Origin of the sequence: Actinomadura soli (assembly GCF_005889715.1) — a bacterium.
In the GTDB taxonomy this organism is placed as follows: Bacteria; Actinomycetota; Actinomycetes; order Streptosporangiales; family Streptosporangiaceae; genus Spirillospora; species Spirillospora soli.
On record NZ_VCKW01000068.1, the window covers coordinates 1 to 17191 of the forward strand.

Annotated in this window: 15 protein-coding genes and 1 pseudogene; 10 read left to right on the forward strand and 6 right to left on the reverse strand. The window is 73.2% G+C overall.

The annotated features are described in order from the left end of the window. From ETD83_RS15475 to ETD83_RS43695, 5 genes are all read left to right on the forward strand, one after another. On the forward strand, positions 1-173 hold a 173-nt coding region (locus tag ETD83_RS15475; RefSeq protein ID WP_138645826.1), incomplete at its 5' end, for a response regulator transcription factor. A 190-nt stretch (positions 174-363) separates the two neighbouring features. After that, positions 364-2970, forward strand: coding sequence for a class III lanthionine synthetase LanKC (lanKC, locus tag ETD83_RS15480; protein ID WP_138645827.1), 2607 nt, complete (start codon positions 364-366; stop codon positions 2968-2970). 6 nt (positions 2971-2976) lie between these two features. Beyond that, positions 2977-3087 (forward strand): SapB/AmfS family lanthipeptide, encoded by a 111-nt coding sequence (locus ETD83_RS15485; protein WP_131964803.1) that lies wholly within the window; start codon positions 2977-2979, stop codon positions 3085-3087. Positions 3088-3148: 61 nt separating this feature from the next. Then, positions 3149-4840 carry an ATP-binding cassette domain-containing protein gene (locus tag ETD83_RS43690; protein ID WP_205717693.1) on the forward strand — a complete coding sequence of 564 codons (1692 nt, stop codon included), beginning with the start codon at positions 3149-3151 and terminating at the stop codon, positions 4838-4840. After that, complete coding sequence (locus ETD83_RS43695; RefSeq protein ID WP_230420929.1) at positions 4837-6675, forward strand: ATP-binding cassette domain-containing protein; 1839 nt, start codon at positions 4837-4839, stop codon at positions 6673-6675. Before ETD83_RS43690 ends, ETD83_RS43695 begins: the two co-directional genes overlap by 4 nt. On the opposite strand, the pseudogene ETD83_RS43700 reads toward ETD83_RS43695, so the two are convergent. Beyond that, a pseudogene (locus tag ETD83_RS43700) lies at positions 6607-7131 on the reverse strand (response regulator); the annotation flags it as partial. The gene ETD83_RS43695 and the pseudogene ETD83_RS43700 overlap by 69 nt on opposite strands. A 289-nt stretch (positions 7132-7420) precedes the next feature. Further along, the gene (locus tag ETD83_RS15500; RefSeq protein ID WP_138645829.1) at positions 7421-8386 is read right to left on the reverse strand and encodes an ornithine cyclodeaminase family protein; all 966 of its coding nucleotides are present in this window, start codon (positions 8384-8386) and stop codon (positions 7421-7423) included. A 313-nt stretch (positions 8387-8699) separates the two neighbouring features. Between ETD83_RS15500 and ETD83_RS15505 the strand changes: the two genes are divergently transcribed. Both ETD83_RS15505 and ETD83_RS15510 read left to right on the forward strand, forming a co-directional pair. Then, positions 8700-9395: a S1 family peptidase gene (locus ETD83_RS15505; protein WP_138645830.1), complete on the forward strand. Its 696-nt coding sequence runs from the start codon at positions 8700-8702 to the stop codon at positions 9393-9395. Positions 9396-9593: 198 nt separating this feature from the next. Continuing rightward, entirely contained in the window at positions 9594-10664 is a 1071-nt protein-coding gene (locus tag ETD83_RS15510) for a S1 family peptidase (protein ID WP_138645831.1), read from the forward strand. A gap of 82 nt (positions 10665-10746) precedes the next feature. Here ETD83_RS15510 and ETD83_RS15515 read toward each other — a convergent pair whose 3' ends face one another. The 3 genes from ETD83_RS15515 to ETD83_RS15525 all read right to left on the reverse strand — a co-directional run bounded on the left by ETD83_RS15515 (position 10747) and on the right by ETD83_RS15525 (position 14385). Then, positions 10747-11484 (reverse strand): thioesterase II family protein, encoded by a 738-nt coding sequence (locus ETD83_RS15515; RefSeq protein ID WP_138645832.1) that lies wholly within the window; start codon positions 11482-11484, stop codon positions 10747-10749. A gap of 164 nt (positions 11485-11648) precedes the next feature. Then, entirely contained in the window at positions 11649-13310 is a 1662-nt protein-coding gene (locus ETD83_RS15520) for a hypothetical protein (protein ID WP_138645833.1), read from the reverse strand. A 160-nt stretch (positions 13311-13470) separates the two neighbouring features. Beyond that, positions 13471-14385, reverse strand: coding sequence for an NADP-dependent oxidoreductase (locus tag ETD83_RS15525; RefSeq protein ID WP_138645834.1), 915 nt, complete (start codon positions 14383-14385; stop codon positions 13471-13473). Between the two features lie 116 nt (positions 14386-14501). Between ETD83_RS15525 and ETD83_RS15530 the strand changes: the two genes are divergently transcribed. Further along, the gene (locus ETD83_RS15530; protein ID WP_138645835.1) at positions 14502-14744 is read left to right on the forward strand and encodes a hypothetical protein; all 243 of its coding nucleotides are present in this window, start codon (positions 14502-14504) and stop codon (positions 14742-14744) included. A gap of 88 nt (positions 14745-14832) precedes the next feature. Further along, positions 14833-15933, forward strand: a complete 1101-nt coding sequence (locus tag ETD83_RS15535) for an acyl-CoA dehydrogenase family protein (RefSeq protein ID WP_138645836.1) — start codon at positions 14833-14835, stop codon at positions 15931-15933. Here ETD83_RS15535 and ETD83_RS15540 read toward each other — a convergent pair. Beyond that, on the reverse strand, positions 15908-16318 hold the full coding sequence (locus ETD83_RS15540; protein ID WP_138645837.1) for a DUF2000 domain-containing protein: 411 nt from the start codon (positions 16316-16318) through the stop codon (positions 15908-15910). The genes ETD83_RS15535 and ETD83_RS15540 overlap by 26 nt on opposite strands. A gap of 63 nt (positions 16319-16381) precedes the next feature. Between ETD83_RS15540 and ETD83_RS15545 the strand changes: the two genes are divergently transcribed. Further along, the gene (locus ETD83_RS15545) at positions 16382-17188 is read left to right on the forward strand and encodes an AraC family transcriptional regulator (RefSeq protein WP_230420930.1); all 807 of its coding nucleotides are present in this window, start codon (positions 16382-16384) and stop codon (positions 17186-17188) included. The last annotated feature ends 3 nt before the right edge of the window (positions 17189-17191 follow it).

Genomic DNA, 17191 nt, shown 5'->3' on the forward strand with positions numbered 1-17191 from the left:
AGCGCGAGGTCCTGAAGCTGGTCGCGGACGGGCTCGGCAACCGGGAGATCGCGGCGAGGCTGTTCATCTCCCCGAAGACGGCGAGCGTCCACGTCTCCAACATCCTCGCGAAGCTGAACGTCGCCAGCCGCACCCAGGCGGCCGCCGTCGCGCACCGCGAAGGGCTCGGCTGACCGCCCCACTCCCCCCTTTTCGCCGTCCCGCCGCCGGTGGCACGGCGGCACTGTGACGCGCGCACGCGGCGGGCGGTAGATCTTCACGGGTCATTCGTTATTTCCGGTACTGGCCTATACCGGTCCGGACTGGAAACCTTTTCTTCTGTAAGCGCCAAAACGGTCGGCGCGCGCAGAAGGGAATACCGCAGTGGACAAGGGGTATGAGCTTTACTGCCTCGCGGACAAGCTGTTCTATGATGCGCCGCCGGTCACTCGCAGCACCGACTTTGAAATCACACAACGTGATCTTCCGGCGGGCTGGGAGCAGATTTTAGGTGACGAGTGGGTCGTCTACGACCCGCCGCAGAGCCGCACCCCTCTGCAGGGCTGGAAAGTGCATGTCTCAGGATGCGCGGAAAGCGCCGCGGAGATCCTGTCCGGCACCTGGGAGTACTGCGTCGACAATCACATCGAGTTCAAGCATCTGCGCGGCCCGGGCACGCTCCGCATGCGGAACGCCAAGTACGCGCCGCGCGGGGCGAGCGGGAAGCTCGTCACGATCTACCCCGAGGACGAGCGCGAGCTGGAGCGCGTGCTGGCCGAGCTCGGCGCCCGGCTGGACGGCCTCGCCGGCCCCTACATCCTCAGTGACCTGCGCATCGGCAGCGGCCCGCTGCACGTCAGGTACGGCGGCTTCGCCGAGCGGCGCTGCCTGGACGAGCAGGGCAAGCTCGTCGCCGCGCTGGAGAACGGCGCCGGTGAACTGGTCCCGGACCGCCGCGAGCCCATCTTCTCCGTCCCCGACTGGGTGACTTTGCCCGCCTGCCTGGAACCGCATCTCAAAGCTCGCGCCGCCACCACGACGACCGATCTGCCGTACCAGATCACCAAGGCGCTGCATTTCTCCAACGGCGGGGGCGTTTACGAGGCGACCGATACCCGTTCCGGACGGAAGGTCGTCCTGAAAGAGGGACGCCCGCATGCCGGTCTCGCCGCCGACGGAGCGGACGCGGTAACCCGCATCGAACGGGAACGCGACGTTCTGCGGAAGCTCGACGGAATCGACGGCGTGCCCGCCGCGCTCGACTGGTTCACGCTCGGCGAGCACCATTTCCTCGTCCAGGAGTTCATCGAGGGCCGGACGCTCAACACGTTCTTCGCGGAACGGCATCCGATGCTCGATCCCGACCCGGATCCGGAAAAGACCGCGGCCTATACCGAATGGGCGCTGCGCGTCTACGAGGGCGTCGAGCGGGTGGTCGCGGCGATCCACGAGCGGGGCGTGGCGTTCAACGACCTGCACATGTTCAACGTGATGGTCCGCCCGGACGACTCCGCCGCGCTGATCGACTTCGAGACGGCGGCGCCCGCGTCCGACGGCGGCCGGCAGACCCTCGCCAACCCGGCCTTCCTCGCCCCGCCCGACCGGCGCGGCGCCGACGTCGACCTCTACAGCCTCGCGTGCCTGCGGATCGCACTGTTCGTCCCGCTGACCACCCTGTTCGTCATCGACCGGGGCAAGGCGCCGCAGCTCGCCGACCTGATCGCCGCGAACTTCCCGGTGCCGCGGCCGTTCCTCGACGAGGCGGTCGAGCAGATCACACGGGGCGCCGCGCCGGTGGCCGCGCCCGAGTTCGTCCCGGACGCGCGGGGCTGGAAGCGCGCCAGGGAGTCGCTGTCCCTGGCGATCCGCGCCAGCGCCACCCTGGAGCGCGCCGACCGGCTGTTCCCCGGCGACCCCGAGCAGTTCGACGGCGCGTCGCTCGGCCTCGCGCACGGTGCCGCCGGCGTCCTGTACGCGCTGGGCGCGACGGGCGCGGGCCGCCTCCCGGCGCACGAGGAATGGCTGGCCGCACGGGCCGCCGACCCGAGGCGCGGCACCGGCATCGGCCTGTACGACGGGCTGCTCGGCGCCGCGTACGTGCTGGCCCGCCTAGGGCGCGGCGAAGACGCGCTCACCGCCGCGGGCCACTGCCTGAACGAGCGGTGGGAGCGCCTCGGCGACGACCTGTACGGCGGGCTGCCGGGCATGGCGCTCGCGCTGGACGACCTCGCCGACACGACCGGCGAGACGTCCCTGCGCGACGAGGCCCGCCGCGCCGCCGAGATCGTGGCCGGACGCGCGGCGGGCGGCCGGAGCCCCCGCCCCGGCCTGATGCACGGCGGCGCGGGCGCGGCGCTGATGTTCGTCCGGTCCTACGAGCGGACCGGCGACGCGGGCCTGCTCGACCTCGCCGCGGCCGCGCTGCGCCGCGACCTCGCCGCCTGCGTCACCGACCACAACGGCGCGCTGCACGTCGACCAGGGCAGCCGGGTGTTCCCGTACCTGGGGCGCGGCAGCGTCGGCATCGGGCTCGTCCTGGACGAGTACCTCGCGCTACGCCCGGACGAGGAGTTCGAGGAGGCGCGACGGGCGATCCGCGTCGCCGCGATGTCCCGGTACTACGCGCAGCCGAGCCTGTTCGGCGGGCGCGCCGGGATGCTGCTCTACCTGGCCCGGCACGGCCGCGACGACCCGCGGGTGGCGGGGCACGTCCGCGACCTTGCGTGGCACGCGCTGCCGTACGCCGACGGGCTGGCGTTCCCGGGCGAGCACATGTACCGCCTGTCCATGGACCTGGCGACCGGCACGGCCGGGGTGCTGCTGGCGCTGGGCGCGGCCCTCCACGACCCGGCCCCCTCCCTGCCGTTCTTCCGGACGGCCGAGCACCGGTGGGGGGACGACCCACACCCCCCGGTCCGCTCCGCACAACCCGATGAGCTCCCCGTGGTGTCCTCCACGGCGGCCACCTCTATCCAGCCCGAAAGGAGGTGAAAGGACATGGCGCTTCTCGACCTTCAGGGGATGGTGAGCGAGAACGGCGGCGGCGGCGGTAACAGCAGCCTGAGCATTCTCTGCCACAGCTCCCACAGTGTCACCATCTGCCTGTAATGGCAGCAGGCGGCCATGGTCCCCTCGCCGGGGCCATGGCCGCCCCCATTTTGGAGACCTCATGACGACCCTTCCCGCCGCGAGCCCCGTGGCCGGCGCGAACCGGCTGCTGCTGCGCGCCGCCGGGCGCGCCCGCGGCTGGACCGCGCTCGTGGCCGCCGCCGCGCTGGCGGACGCGGCCGCGGCCGTGCTGCTCCCGTACGCGCTGGCCCGTGCCATCGACGCGGTGCCGCCGGGCGGGGCCCCGGCCGCCGCCGCGGTGTGGCCGTGCGTCGCGCTCGTCGTGGCGTCCGCCGCGGCGGAGGTGCTGTCGGAGCTCGCGACCGGCTGCGCGGCCGCGCGGTCGACGGCCTGGCTGCGGCACACGCTGGTCAGGCATGTCCTCGCGGTCGGGCCCGCGCTGCGCGTCCCGCCGGGCGACGTCGCCGGGCGCGTGGTCGGCGGCGCGGCCGAGGCCGGGGTGGCGCCCGCCGCCGCGCCGGAGGCCGCCGTCGGGCTGGTGCCCGCCGCCGGGGCGCTGGTCGCGCTGTTCCTGATCGACTGGCGGGTCGCGGTGGCGATCGCGGTGGCGCTGCCGGCGATCGCGCTGCTGCTGCGCGCGTTCGTCCGCGACATCAGCACGACCGCGCACCGCTACCTCACCGTCCAGGGGACGATCGCGGGCCGGCTCGCCGAGGCCCTCGCCGGATGCCGCACGATCGCCGCGGCCGGGACGGCGGACCGCGAGACCGGCCGCGTCCTGGAGCCGCTGCCCGGGCTGCGCGCCGAGGGCGAGACGATGTGGCGGGTCCAGGGCGGCATCGCGGCGCGGGGGATGCTGGCGCTGCTGCTCCTGCAGATCGCGGCCGTCGGCGTCGCGGGCGCGGAGCTGGCCGCGGGCCGCCTCACGCCGGGCGAGCTGGTCGCGACCGTCCAGTACGCGGGGCTCGCCGCCGGGTTCGGGCCCGTCCTCACGCAGCTGCTCCGCCTCGCCCGCGCCCGCGCCGGCGCCGCCCGCGCCGCCGAGATCCTCGCGCTCCCCGCGCCCGGCCACGGCACCGAGACCCTTCCGTCCGGCCCCGGCCGGCTGGACTTCCGCGGCGTCACCGCCGCCGGCGGCGCGCTGGACGGCCTCGACCTGACCGTCCCCGGCGGCCTCGCCGTCGCCGTCACCGGGCGGTCCGGCACGTCCGAGCTGGCCGCGCTCGCCGGGCGCCTCGCCGACCCCGACCGGGGCGAGGTCCTGCTGGACGGGACGCCGCTCCCCGACCTCACCCGGGCGGCGCTGCGCCGCGAGATCGGCTACGCGTTCGCCCGGCCCGCGCTGTTCGGCGGCACCGTCCAGGACGCGCTCGCGTTCGGTCCGTCGCGGCCGCCGTCCGCGTGGCTGCGCGAGTCCGCGCGGGCCGCCCGCGCCGACGGCTTCATCCGCCGCCTCCCCCGCGGCTACGCGACGCCGCTCGCCGACGCGCCGATGTCGGGCGGCGAGCTGCAGCGGATGGGCCTCGCGCGGGCGTTCGCGCACGCCGGGCGCGTCCTCGTGCTGGACGACGCGACGTCCAGCCTCGACACCGTCACCGAGCTGCAGATCACCGACGCGCTGCTGGACCGCCTCGCGGACCGCACCCGCCTGATCATCACGCACCGGGCGTCGACGGCGGCGCGCGCCGACCTGGTCGTGTGGCTGGAGGACGGCCGCGTCCGCGCCCTCGCCCCGCACGCGAAGCTCTGGCGCGACCCCGAGTACCGCGCCCTCTTCGGAGGTGCCGGGTGAGGACCAGGCGCGAGGCCGCGCGGGTGCTGCGGCGGACGGTCGGCGACGCCATCAGGGCCCAGCCGAGGGCGGTCGCGCGGGCCGCCGCGTGGTCGGCGGTGGAGGCGGTGCCGACGGCGGTGTTCGGCCGCGCCGTCGGCGAGGCGGTCGACGCGTTCCGCACCGGACGTACGGGTGAAGCGGCGAGCTGGCTCTGCGTCCTCGCCGTGGCGGCGGCTGCCGGGGCATTCGGCAGCCGCCGCCTCTATCCGGCGCTCGCCGCGATCGTGGAGCCGTTCCGCGACGACCTCGTCCGCCGGGTCACGGACGGGGCGCTGCGCCGCTCGCTGCGCGGGCGGCCGGACACGGGAGCGGTCGCGCGGCTCACGCACCAGGTGGAGATCGTCCGGGACACCTTCGGCGGGCTGCTCGTCGTCGTGCGCGGGTTCCTGTTCGCGACCGGCGCGGCGCTGATCGGCCTGGTCAGCCTGATGCCCGAGGTGGCGCTGCTGGTGGTGCCGCCGCTGGTGCTCGGGCTCCTGTTCTTCGGCGCGGTGTTCGGCGCGGCGGCCGTCCGGCAGCGGGCCCTGGTCGTCGGCGAGGAGGAGATCGCGGAACGCACCACGGCGCTGGCCGAAGGGCTGCGGGACGCCGTCGCCTGCGGCGGCGAGGACACGCTCCGCGAGGAACTGGGCGCCGCGGTGGAGGCGCAGGCCGCGGCCGGGCGCGCGGTGGCGCGGTTCGCGGCGCTCCGCGCCGTCTCGCTCGCGGTGAGCGGATGGCTTCCGCTGCTGCTCGTCCTGGCGGCCGCGCCGTGGCTGATGCGGCGCGGCGCCACGCCGGGGGTCCTGATCGGCGCGCTGACCTACGTCCTGCACGGGCTGCAGCCCGCGCTGCGGACGCTCGTGCACGGCATGGGCGGCAGCGGGCTGCGGCTCGCGGTGACGCTCGCCCGCATCCTGGAGACGAGCGCGCCCGCGCCGCCCGCCCCGCCGGACGCGGCGGAGCCGGTCGCGGACGCCCCGGCGGTCGAGCTGCGCGGGGTGTCGTTCGCCTACGGGGAGGGCGCGCGGCCGGTGATCGAGGACCTCGACCTCGTCGTCCCGCACGGCGACCACCTCGCCGTGGTCGGGCCCAGCGGGATCGGGAAGTCGACGCTCGCCGCGCTCATCGCGGGCCTCGTCTCCCCCACCGCCGGCGAGGTGCTGGTGGACGGGCTCCCGCCCGGCGACCCGGAGCGGCGGGTCCTCATCCCGCAGGAGGCGTACGTGTTCAGCGGCTCCCTGCGCGACAACCTCGCCTACTACGCGCCGGACGCCACGCCCGAGCAGGTGGAGCGCGCCGCGGACGAGGTCGGGATGGCACGGCTCGCCGAGAGGCTCGGCGGGTACGGCGCGCAGGTCGTCCCGGCGGACCTGTCGGAGGCCGACCGGCAGCTCATCGCGCTGTGCCGCGCCCATCTCGCGCCGCAGCCGGTCGTCATCCTGGACGAGGCCGCCTACCGCCTCGACGCGTCCGCCGAGGCGCGGGCGGAGGAGGCGTTCGCGCGGCGCCCGGGCACGCTGATCGTCATCGCGCACCGGATCAGCTCAGCGGCGCGGGCGCGGCGCGTCCTGGTCCTGGACGGGACCCGCGCGCAGCTCGGCCGCCACGCCGACCTGCCCGCGGTCTCACCCCTCTACCGCGACCTCATCGGCCGCTGGAACTCAGAGCCAGCCCGCCTCCTCGGCGATCCGGATGGCGTGGATCCGGTTCTGCGCGCCGACCTTGCGGTTGATGCGGGACAGATGGTTGCGGACGGTGCCGATCGTCAGGACGAGGTCCTCGGCGATCTGCGCCGCGGACGCGCCACGTGAGGCGAGCGCGAGCACCTCGACCTCCCGTTCGGTGAGCGGGCTCTGCATCGAGCCGAGTTCGACGAAGGCCATGTCGGCGTCGATGACGCGCGACCCGTTCGCCGCGCGCCGGATCGCGTCCACCAGGTCACCGGGCGAGGTGTCCTTCAGGACGAGACCGGCGGCACGCGCGGCCACCGCGCGGCGCAGGTCGCCGGTCCGGCGCCGGCCCGACATCAGGACGGTGCGGCACTCGGGCACGGCCTCGCGGAGGGCGCGCGCCGCGTCGAAGACGTCCAGGCCGGGCAGCCCGACGTCGATCAGCGCGACGTCGGGCCGCCGTCTGCGCGCCGTCGGAAGCACCTGCTCACCGGTCCCTACCGCGGCGACGACATCGAGGTCCTTCACATCATCGAACAATGCGACCAACCCGCCGCGGAGGAGAGGTGCCCCCTCGGCGAGGAGAATCCGAATCATTTTCGTCTCCTAGCCCTGAAACACAGCGGTGTGCCGCCTAACCGCCATGGCTTAGGCGAACGCGTTTCCCGAATCGCATTCTGACCAGGGGGGACGGGCGGAGAACGGGTGGGAAGACCGGGCTGGGCCGGACAAAAACGATCTTCCATGGGGGCCACCTTGACGGAGATTAAGTCAGGGGGATGACCTACCGCGTGGAGTCAACACTATTCAGGGCGTCATTGTAAAGAGCGGTACAAACGGCCATTCCGGACGCACATATACCGCGAAAAGTCCGGGCTACACATGATCAACAAAGAAAGTCGAACTCGGTTCCGGCGCCGGTCGCGCAGGCCGAACGGTAGGCGGCCCAGCTCACCGCGAGGTCCTGCCAAGGAAGCCCGACGGGGGCGTAGACCGTGATCTCGCTGCCCTTCACCCGCCCCGGCACCTGGCCGCAGAGCAGGTCACGGAGCGTTCCGGCCGCGTGCTTAACGTCAAGCCCGGCGCCGGCCAGCACGCCCATCTCCACGGCGAGCGGCACGTCGTCGACGACGACGCGGGCGCCCTCCAGCAGGTCGGCCGACAGCTCCGCCTTCCCGGGCTCGTCCGCGCCGAGGGAGGTGAGGTGCGTCCCGCGCGTCACGTCCGCGGCGTGCAGGAGCGGGCGGCGCGCCCAGGTCGCCATGACGACGATCCCGGCGTCCGCGACGGCGTCGCGCGGGTCCGCCGCGACGGCCACCGCGCCGTCCCCGGACAGGCCGAGCCGCTCGCCGTGCCGCTCGGCGAAGCCCGCCGCCCGGGCGGCGTCCAGGTCGCAGACGGTGAGGCGGCGCACCTCCCGCAGCTCGGGCAGCCCCCGCATGACCAGCTCCGCCTGCGCCCCGGCGCCGATCACCGCGACCGCGTCCGCGTCGGGACGGGCCAGCGCGTGCGTGCCGAGCGCGGCGGCGAGCCCGGTCCGCCACGCGGTCACGGTGGCCGAGTCGAGCTGCGCCAGCAGCTCGCCGGTGCCGAGGTCGTGCAGGCAGACGACGCCGCGCAGCGCGGGCCGGCTGCCCGGGAACTTGGCGTTGACCTTCACCGTGTAGGCGGGGATCTCCTCGATCAGGCCGGGCAGCAGCGCCGTCGCGGTGCCCTGGCCGGGCAGCCTGCCCACCACCCGCCGCGCCACGGCCGCGCCCTCCCCGGCCATGAAGCCGCGGCGCAGCGCGTCCAGGCAGCCGGCGGGGTCGAGGAGCGCTTCAAGGTCGGAACGGGTCAAAAGGAGCGTCACCGGACCATTCTCCCGTCCCGGCCATCGCGGCGTCACTACCGCGACGCCTCCGCCATTGGGACGAATGCGCCCGGTGAGGCAATTGGTCCATTGAACGAGCACCTTTTTCGACGTTCTGAGAGCCCCAATCGACCGACCGGCCCCGCCGCGATCACGGTCACCGTCACGGTCTGGTGGACGTATAGCAACTTATTGTGACAATTCTCGCCCCACTGGTTTGTCACCTTTTTGCCTTACGCCGTCTTCGGCATTCTTTCAGCATGACCGTGACCTCCGACGCACCGTCCGGTGCGCCCGCTCCCTTGGAGGCACCGTGAAACCCCTGCCCGCGCGTGCGCGCGCCACCGCCGCCGCGGCGGCGGCCGGGCTCCTGGCGGCCTCGCTCGCCACCGCCCCCGCCGCGCACGCGTCCGACCCCGCGACCGCTTCGGCCGCCGCGCCCCTCAGCCAGGCCGCCCTGGGCGGCGACGCCATCCACACCGCCGGAACCCGCTGCGTGCTGGGCTTCAACCTCAGGAAAGGGGACGCCTACTACTTCGTGACGGCGGGGCACTGCGCCCGGACCGGCGGCACCTGGACCGACGCCTCCGGAGGGACGCTCGGCGTCACCGGCGGCAGCAGCTTCCCCGGCAACGACTACGGCATCGTCCGGTACACCTCCCCTCCGGGGGACACGCGGGGCGGCGTCAGAGTGAACGGCGAGTTCTACGACATCATCGGCGTCGCCACCGCGCAGGTCGGCCGGCCGGTGACCGTCACCTCCCCCTCCGGCACCCGGACCGGCCAGGTCAGGGCGCTGAACCAGACGGTGAACCACCCGGAGGGCACCGTCGGCGGGCTGATCCGCATCTCGGTGTGCGCCCAGCCGGGCGACAGCGGCGCACCGGTCTTCGCCGACCACCTCGCCATCGGGATCCTCGTGGGCGGCGACGGCCGCTGCCCCGGGGGGACGTCGTTCGTCCAGCCCATCGGCGAGCCGCTCGACGCCTACGGATTGGAGGTCTACTGACCGCTGCCGTTTCGCTCCCAATGGTCCGGTACAAGCCGCTTTTTCCTGTGCTGACCATGGACCCACCGTCAGGGTGACAAACGCTCTGTCCTGAATTGGTCACTTTCTGCGTCTTACGTCTGCCTTGACATTTCCATCACGATGTCCAGGACCTCCGGTGCACCAGCAGGGTGCGCCCAACCCCCCGTGGAGGCATAGTTGAAGATCACCAAGAGGCGTGTGCTCACCGTCGCCGTTCCCACGGCGACGGCAGCTCTCGTGGCGGGCTCCCTCGCCATCGCTCCCACCACGTCCGCGGCGTCGGCCGCAGCTCCCGTGGCCGCCGCCGCCCCCGCCGGTCCCGGCGAGGTGTCGACGACGCTCGCCAAGCAGCTCGGCGCCCGCTCCGCGGGCTCCTACCTGAAGGACGGCAAGCTCGTCGTCACGGTGACCGACGCCAAGGCCGCGCAGACCGTGCGCGACGCGGGCGCCGTCCCGCGGACCGTCGCGCGCAACGGCTCGTACCTGAAGAAGGTCATGTCCGCGCTCAAGCAGGACGCGACGATCCCGGGCACCGCCTGGGCGGTCGACCCTGCCGCCAACCAGGTGCTGCTCACGCTGGACAGCACCGTCACCGGCGCGAAGCTGCAGAAGGTCAAGGCCGCCGCGGCCAAGCACGGCGCGGCCGTCAGGACCGAGCAGGTCGCCGGGAAGTTCCAGAAGTTCACGCTCGGCGGCGAGGCGATCCGCACCGGCGGATCCCGCTGCTCGCTGGGCTTCAACGTCAAGAAGGGAAGCGAGTACTACTTCATCACCGCCGGGCACTGCACGAACATCGGCTCGACGTGGACCGACAGCTCCGGGCGGACGCTCGGCACCGTCTCGGGCAGCAGCTTCCCCGGTAACGACTACGGCATCGTCAAGTACTCGTCCACGCCCGCGGACACCCAGGGCGCCGTCAGCCTGTACGGCCAGGGCACCCGGGACATCACCAGCGCCGGCAACGCCACGGTCGGGCAGCAGGTCACGCGCAGCGGCAGCACCACCCAGGTGCACAGCGGCTCCGTCAACGCGCTCAACCAGACGGTGAACTACCAGGAGGGCAGCGTCAGCGGCCTGATCCGCACCAACGTGTGCGCCGAGCCGGGCGACAGCGGCGGCTCGCTTATCGCCGGGGCCGTCGCGGTCGGCCTGACCTCCGGCGGCAGCGGCAACTGCTCGTCCGGCGGGACGACGTTCTTCCAGCCCGTCACCGAGCCGATGCAGGTGTACGGCGTCGAGATCTACTGATCCGCTGATCTCGAACGGCACCCCAGAAGGCGGGCCGCCTCCGCACGGACTCCCGTGGAGGCGGCCCGCCGCTTTCCCCTGCTCAGGGTGCGGCGGGGACTTCGAGGGCGCGCAGGATCCGCGCGATGACGTCCCGCTGGCGTTCCATCAGGTAGAAGTGGTCGCCGGGCAGGACGGTGAGCGCGAACGGCCCGTCGGTGACGTCCGACCAGCCGGCGGCCTGCTCCTCGGTCACATGCGGGTCGGCGTCCCCGATGATGGCGGTGACCGGGACGGCCAGCCGGGCGCCCGCCCGGTGCGCGTAGTTCTCGATCAGCGCGAAGTCGTTCCGGACGTAGGGCAGGACCAGCTCGCGCAGCTCCGGGTCGCGCAGCGCCTCGGCGTCGGTGCCGCCGAGCTTCAGCATCTCCTCGACCAGGGCGTCGTCGTCCCCCTCGGAGACGCGGTCGTCGCCGCGGTCGTGCGGCGGGCGCGCGCCGGACGCGAACAGGTGCACGGGGGCGATGCCCCGCTCCTGCAGCAGGCGCGCCACCTCGTACGCCAGGACGGCGCCCATGCTGTGCCCGAACAGCGCGATCGGACGGTCGGCCAGCGGCGCCATCGCCCCGGCGACGAGGCGGGCGACCTGGTGCGCGTCGGCGATGAGCGCGTCCGCCATCCGGTCGGCGCGTCCCGGGTACTGGACGGCGTGCACCTCGACGGCCGGGTTGATCTCCTTGGCCCACGGCCGGTAGAACACCGCGGACCCGCCCGCGTGCGGAAGGCAGAACAGCCGCAGCGACGCCCAGGGACGGCTCTCGGCGCAGCGGAACCAGGTCACGTGATCACTCCTCCTCGCGGCGGCGGACGCGCCGGTCTCCGCCGCCACCCTAAAGCCCCGGCGCACCGGCGCCCGAACGCGATGCGGTCCCGGACGCGAGGCGGCTTCGAACGCGAGGCGGCCCCGGGCGCCCGCGAGGACGCCCGGGACCGCGGAGCCTGGCGTCAGCGCAGGCCGTAGGCGCGGGTCACGGTCTGTTGCACCGAGTTCCCGGAGCCGTCGGAGGCGTTGAAGCGCAGGGCCACAAAGCCGTTGTGCGTGAAGGGATGGGCGACATTGGCGGTCCAGCGGTCGGTGCCGCCGGCGGTCAGCGGCACGGTGACCCAGCTGGCGCCGTCGTTGAAGGACGCCTGCAGCGAGATCGAGGTCACCGCGGACCCGCCCGTGGCGCGCTCCACGGCGACGGTCAGCGGGAACGTCCTGCCGGACGGCGCGCGGCCGCTGCTGTCGTAGGCGCCGGTGATGCGCGGCTGGAGCAGGCGGTGCTGGTTCTCGAACGGGTCACCGGGCCGTTCGGCGGACGTGAACGTCCACCGCGCGTCGATGCTCTTGACGTACCTCGACCAGCCGGTGTTCCGCTGCGTGGACATGACCGCCTGGAAGGTGGCGGACTCGGGCGGCACCGCGAAGTCGCCGGCCAGGGGGTTGGTGCTCACGCCGACCAGCTGCCCGTTGCGGTACAGGGTGACCGTGCCGGTCGTCCCCCTGGTGGTGTTGCCGCTGAGGTTCTCGTTGCCCTGCTGGCCCGTGTCGGTCACCAGCGGGCGGACGAAGATCGTCCCCTCCCCGTGCCCGACGCTCACGGTGGGGCCGAACGCGGCCTTGTTGAACGTCTCGGAATGGGTGCCCCCCGCGGTGTACGCGCGGAACGCGGTCTGGTTCTCCGGCACCTGGACGGTGTCCAGGTTGTAGAAGTAGCTCCCCTTCCACCTCACGCCGTTCGCGGTGTAGTACACCTGCTTCGTGCTCGGCGCGCTGGCGGGGATCGTCAGCCCCAGCGTCTCTCCGCCGATGCCGTCGAAGTCGATGAGCGAGGCGTTGGGGCCGACGCCCTCGGAGGGCAGCCCCTGGGACGCGTAGGTCGTGTTCACCAGCGCCAGGCTGCTCTGGGTCGCGGTGAACGTCAGGTTCGCGGGGATGCGGCCGGTCGTCGCGAACGCCAGCTTGTACGCGCGGGTGTTCGCCGGCTCGGTCTTGGCCTCCGCGTAGGTGAAGTGGTACGGCCGGGTGGTGGTGGCCGACGGCCAGGCGCGCAGGCTCGTCTCGGGCCTGCCGCTCACGGTCGCGGAGATCTCCTGCCCCGCGATCGTCTGGATGATCTGGGCGTGGCTGTGGAACTCGGTCGCGGTCGCCGAGGGGCTGACCGACTGGATCTCCGTGGCCGTCCGGGCGTCCAGGGTGAGATCGACGTCACCGGCCACGGTCAGCGTGGGGTTGCCGTAGAGGGCGAGGTCCCGCGGCGCGAAGGGGTCGCCCGTGAGGACGATCCCGGTCAGGCTGTAGTCCCCGGCCGGGACGACGCCGGTGAGCGTGGCGGCGGACTCGGTGAGCGGGTACTCCGCGCCGGTCGCCAGGTCGATCAGGCTGGCCAGGGGCGCCACCGCTTGGCCGTCCAGGTCGATGCCGCGGAGCGTGATCGCGTGGTCGGCCGCCGCGACGGCGCGCGCGGGGGCCTTGGTCTTGCTGTGTCCTAGCTTGAAGTGGGGCCCGGACAGAAGACCGCGAGTCGGTGACTCCTTGGGCCCTTGGGCCGCGGCCGTCTGTACGGGGACGAGTAACGCCGCGAGTGCGGCAACACTGATCAGGGCTGTTCTCCAGCGCCTCACCGTAATTCCCTTCTGTTCGATGACAGAGGTCGTGTGAGTGGGCGCAGAACTGGATGGAGAAATCCTCGGAAGGATCACCTGCGGGGAGTTCCGTCCCGGATTACAGGACGACCATATACTCGATCTTGGACCAGCAGGCGTGGCATAACTCACATCGGTGTCAGAGTTCGATGACCACTTTGCCGGGAATGCCGTTATTTTTGGCTTGGAACGCTGCACGCGTCTCGGCCAGGGGATAGACCGCCCCGACATGGGCGCGCAGCTCCCCCGACCCGGCCCGCTCCGCCAGCTCGGTGAGCTGGTCGCGGTCCGGCTCGACGATGAAGAAGACGGCGCGTCCGTTTTCGGGCCGGAGCGGGGGCGGCGCCGTGATCGAGACGAGCGCACCTCCTACCTTGACCCTGCCCGCCGACTGGGCGAGCAGCTCGCCGCCGATGGTGTCGAAGATCAGATCGACCGGCCCGGCGGCCTCGTCGAGGCCCTGCTTCTCCAGGTCGACGAAGGTGTGCGCGCTCATCTCCATGGCGAGATCGGCGGCCCGTCCCCGCCCGGTGGCGATGACGTGCGCCCCGGCCTGACGAGCCAGCTGGACGGCCAGGACTCCGGTCCCGCCCCCGGCGCCGTGGACCATGACCGTCTGCCCGGCCTCCAGGCGGCCGTGCACGAAGAGCCCCTGCCAGGCCGTCAGCCCCGACAGCGGCAGCGCAGCAGCGCCGGTGAACGTGAGGGAGGGCGGCATCGCGGCGAGGTTCCGCGCCTCCACCGCCACGTACTCGGCCGCCGCGCCGTCGCGGTGCCAGTCGGTCAGGCCGAAGACGCGGTCGCCCACGGCGAACCCGGTGGTCCCGTACCTGACCTCGGTCACCTCTCCGGCGACGTCGTGCGCGGGGATGGACGGCGTCCGGTCCCGTCCGGCGCGGTCGACCCAGGTGCCGGGCCAGTCGAGCTCGTCCGGGACGAAACCTGCCGCGCGCACCCGTACCACGACGTCACCGGTGGCCGCGTGCGGCAGCGGCGCGTCCTCCACGACGAGCCCGTCGCTGCCGCCGCGCTCATGAATCCGTACCGCTCTCATGGGTACCCCGTCTCATCGTCCTGGACCTGTGTCCCCAGGGAGACGACGTACCCCCCACCCGCGTGACAGCTCGGGCGAAAACAGATAGAACGCCCGGGAACGGGCACGGGTCGGGTATGGATGAGCGAGATGAACGGCGTGGGGACGTTCAGGAGCTGACGGACTTCGAGCTGATCGTGTACGAGACCGTGGCGGAGATCGACAAGGACGGCGGGGCGGCGGACTTCGACACGATCGGGCGGCTCGTGGGCGGGCCCGAGGAGGACCTGTGGGCCGCGCTCGGGCATCTGGTGTCGATCAACCACGTGCACTCCACCCCGAAGGGGTACGTGCTCGGGCCGCACGACTGGGCGCCCTGACCGCGTCCCGCTGGCCGGGAACCGCCGGTGAGGCGGGCGGCGGACCTGCGGCAGGATGGCCGCGGTACCAGCGTGGGGAGGCCGCGGGATGAAGCTCGTCGTCACCGAGGAACAGCGGGAGCTGCGCGACGCGCTGCGGCGCTTCTTCGCCGACCGGTCGCCGTCCGGCGAGGTGCGGCGGCTGATGAGGACGGCCAAGGGCTACGACCCCGGGATGTGGGCGCGGATGGCGGAGCAGCTCGGGCTGCAGGGTCTCGCGATCCCGGCGGAGCACGGCGGCGCGGGGTACGGGATGCGGGAGCTGGCCGTCGTGTTCGAGGAGATGGGGCGGGCCCTGGTGTGCGCGCCGTTCCTCGCCGCGAGCACGGCCGCGGCGGCGCTGGAGGCCGGCGACGGCGGCCATGACCTGCTGCCCGGCATCGCTGACGGGTCGACGATCGCGACGCTCGCGGTGGCGGAGGAGGACGGCCGCTGGGACCTCGGAGCGGTGAAGACCGTGTTCGAGGACGGGGTGCTGCGCGGGAGCAAGAGCTTCGTCCTGGACGGGCATGTCGCCGATCTGCTGCTCGTCGCGGCGCGGGCCGAGGACGGCGTCGGGCTGTACGCGGTGGCGGGCGATGCGACCGGGCTCGTCCGGGAACCGCTGCCGACCGTCGATCAGACGCGGAAGCTGGCACGGGTCGCGTTCGACGGCGTTCCGGCCCGCCGGGTGGGCGGGGCGGAGGCCGTCGCGAGGGCGCTCGACGTGGCGGCGGTGGCGCTGGCCGCGGAGCAGCTCGGCGGGGCGCAGAAGACGCTGGACATGACGGTCGAGTACGCGAAGGTCCGGCACCAGTTCGGGCGTCCGATCGGGTCGTTCCAGGCGGTCAAGCACCGGTGCGCGGACATGCTCGTGCTGGTGGAGTCGGCGCGGTCGGCGGTGCTGAACGCGGCGGCCGCCGCGGACGGGAGCCCGGACGAGCTGCCCGCCGCCGCCGCGCTCGCCAAGGCGTACTGCTCGGACGCGTTCTTCCACACGGCGGGCGAGGCGATCCAGCTGCACGGCGGCATCGGGTTCACGTGGGAGCACGACGCGCACTTGTACTTCAAGCGGGCCCAGGGGTCGCGGCAGCTCTTCGGCGCCCCCGGCCGGCACCGCGAGCGCCTCGCCGCGCTGGCCGGGCTCACGGGTGCAGCCGCAGCCCCTTGAGGACCTTGTCCACCCCGTTCTTCGGCCCGTGGAGGGCGAACCCGACGAGCGGCATCTCACCGGCGGCGACCGCGCGGACGGTCTCGCGGTTGGCCTCGTCGTGGCCCGTCTTGAACATGTCCTCGATGTAGACGGCGATCTGCATCTCGCGCGCCAGGGCGCGGCCGTGGGCCGTGAGGATCGCGGCGGCGCCGGCCTCGTAGACGAGGACGGGCTGCCGGAACATCGCCAGGTACTCGTTGCCGGACGCGTCCTCGTAGGGCAGCCCGATGACGCCGGGCACGCCGCCGGCGACGGCACTGGCCAGGAACGCGGTCACGTTGAGCCGCTGCCACGCGGCCAGGTCGTCGCGGACCACGATCCCGATCTTGGTGTCGAAGCGCATGCCGTCCAGGGTTCCGCGACCCGGGGGCGGCCGTCTTGAACGCTCGTGCGCCAGACTGAACGTGTGGACTGGAGCAGGTACTGGCGGTCGCCCGACCGCCCGCTGGAGGCGATGCACGCGCATTTCGAGCGGCACGTCTACCACCGGCACAGCCACGAGACGTACTCGTTCGGCGTGACCGAGGACGGGTACCAGGCGTTCCGGTGCCGGGGCGGCGCCCACACCAGCGCGGCCGGGATGGTCATCGCGTTCAACCCGGACGATTCGCACGACGGCCACCCCGCCGACGAGCTGGGCTTCACCTACCGGATCGTGCACATCGGGCCGGAGCTGGTGTCCGGCGTGCTGGCCGACATCGCGGACCGTCCGGCGGGGCTCCCGCTGTTCGGCTCCCCCGTCGTGGCCGACCCCGTCCTCGCGCGGAACCTGCGCGGCCTGCACGCGGCGCTGCTCGGCGGCGCGCCGGCGCTGCGGCGGGACGAGCTGCTCATCGCCACGGTCGGCGCGATGGTGGACCGGGCCGCCACGCGCCGCCTACGCGCGGCATCGGCGCCGGGCGCGGTGGAGCGGGCACGGCGGCGGCTCGACGAGACCTACCTCGACGACCTCAGCGCCGACGAGCTGGCCGCGGCGGCGGGGTGCAGCAGGTTCGCGCTCTACCGGGGGTTCCGGCGGGTGTACGGGATGGCGCCGAGCGACTACCAGCGGCAGCTCCGCCTCCGCGCCGCGCGCCGCCTGCTGGCCCGGGGCGACGCGATCGGGGACGTGGCGGCGGCGACGGGTTTCGCGGACCAGAGCCATCTGACGCGCTGGTTCGTCCGCTGCTACGGCATGACGCCCGGCGGCTACCGCGAGGCGTGCACGAATTGAGGA

Bases quoted from the DNA above. Each gene is read 5' to 3' on its own strand.
- ETD83_RS15525 (WP_138645834.1), bottom strand. From the start codon at position 14,385: ATGAGAGCGGTACGGATTCATGAGCGCGGCGGCAGCGACGGGCTCGTC.
- ETD83_RS15530 (WP_138645835.1), top strand. From the start codon at position 14,502: ATGGATGAGCGAGATGAACGGCGTGGGGACGTTCAGGAGCTGACGGAC.
- ETD83_RS15535 (WP_138645836.1), top strand. From the start codon at position 14,833: ATGAAGCTCGTCGTCACCGAGGAACAGCGGGAGCTGCGCGACGCGCTG.
- ETD83_RS15540 (WP_138645837.1), bottom strand. From the start codon at position 16,318: ATGCGCTTCGACACCAAGATCGGGATCGTGGTCCGCGACGACCTGGCC.
- ETD83_RS43690 (WP_205717693.1), top strand. From the start codon at position 3,149: ATGACGACCCTTCCCGCCGCGAGCCCCGTGGCCGGCGCGAACCGGCTG.
- ETD83_RS15485 (WP_131964803.1), top strand. From the start codon at position 2,977: ATGGCGCTTCTCGACCTTCAGGGGATGGTGAGCGAGAACGGCGGCGGC.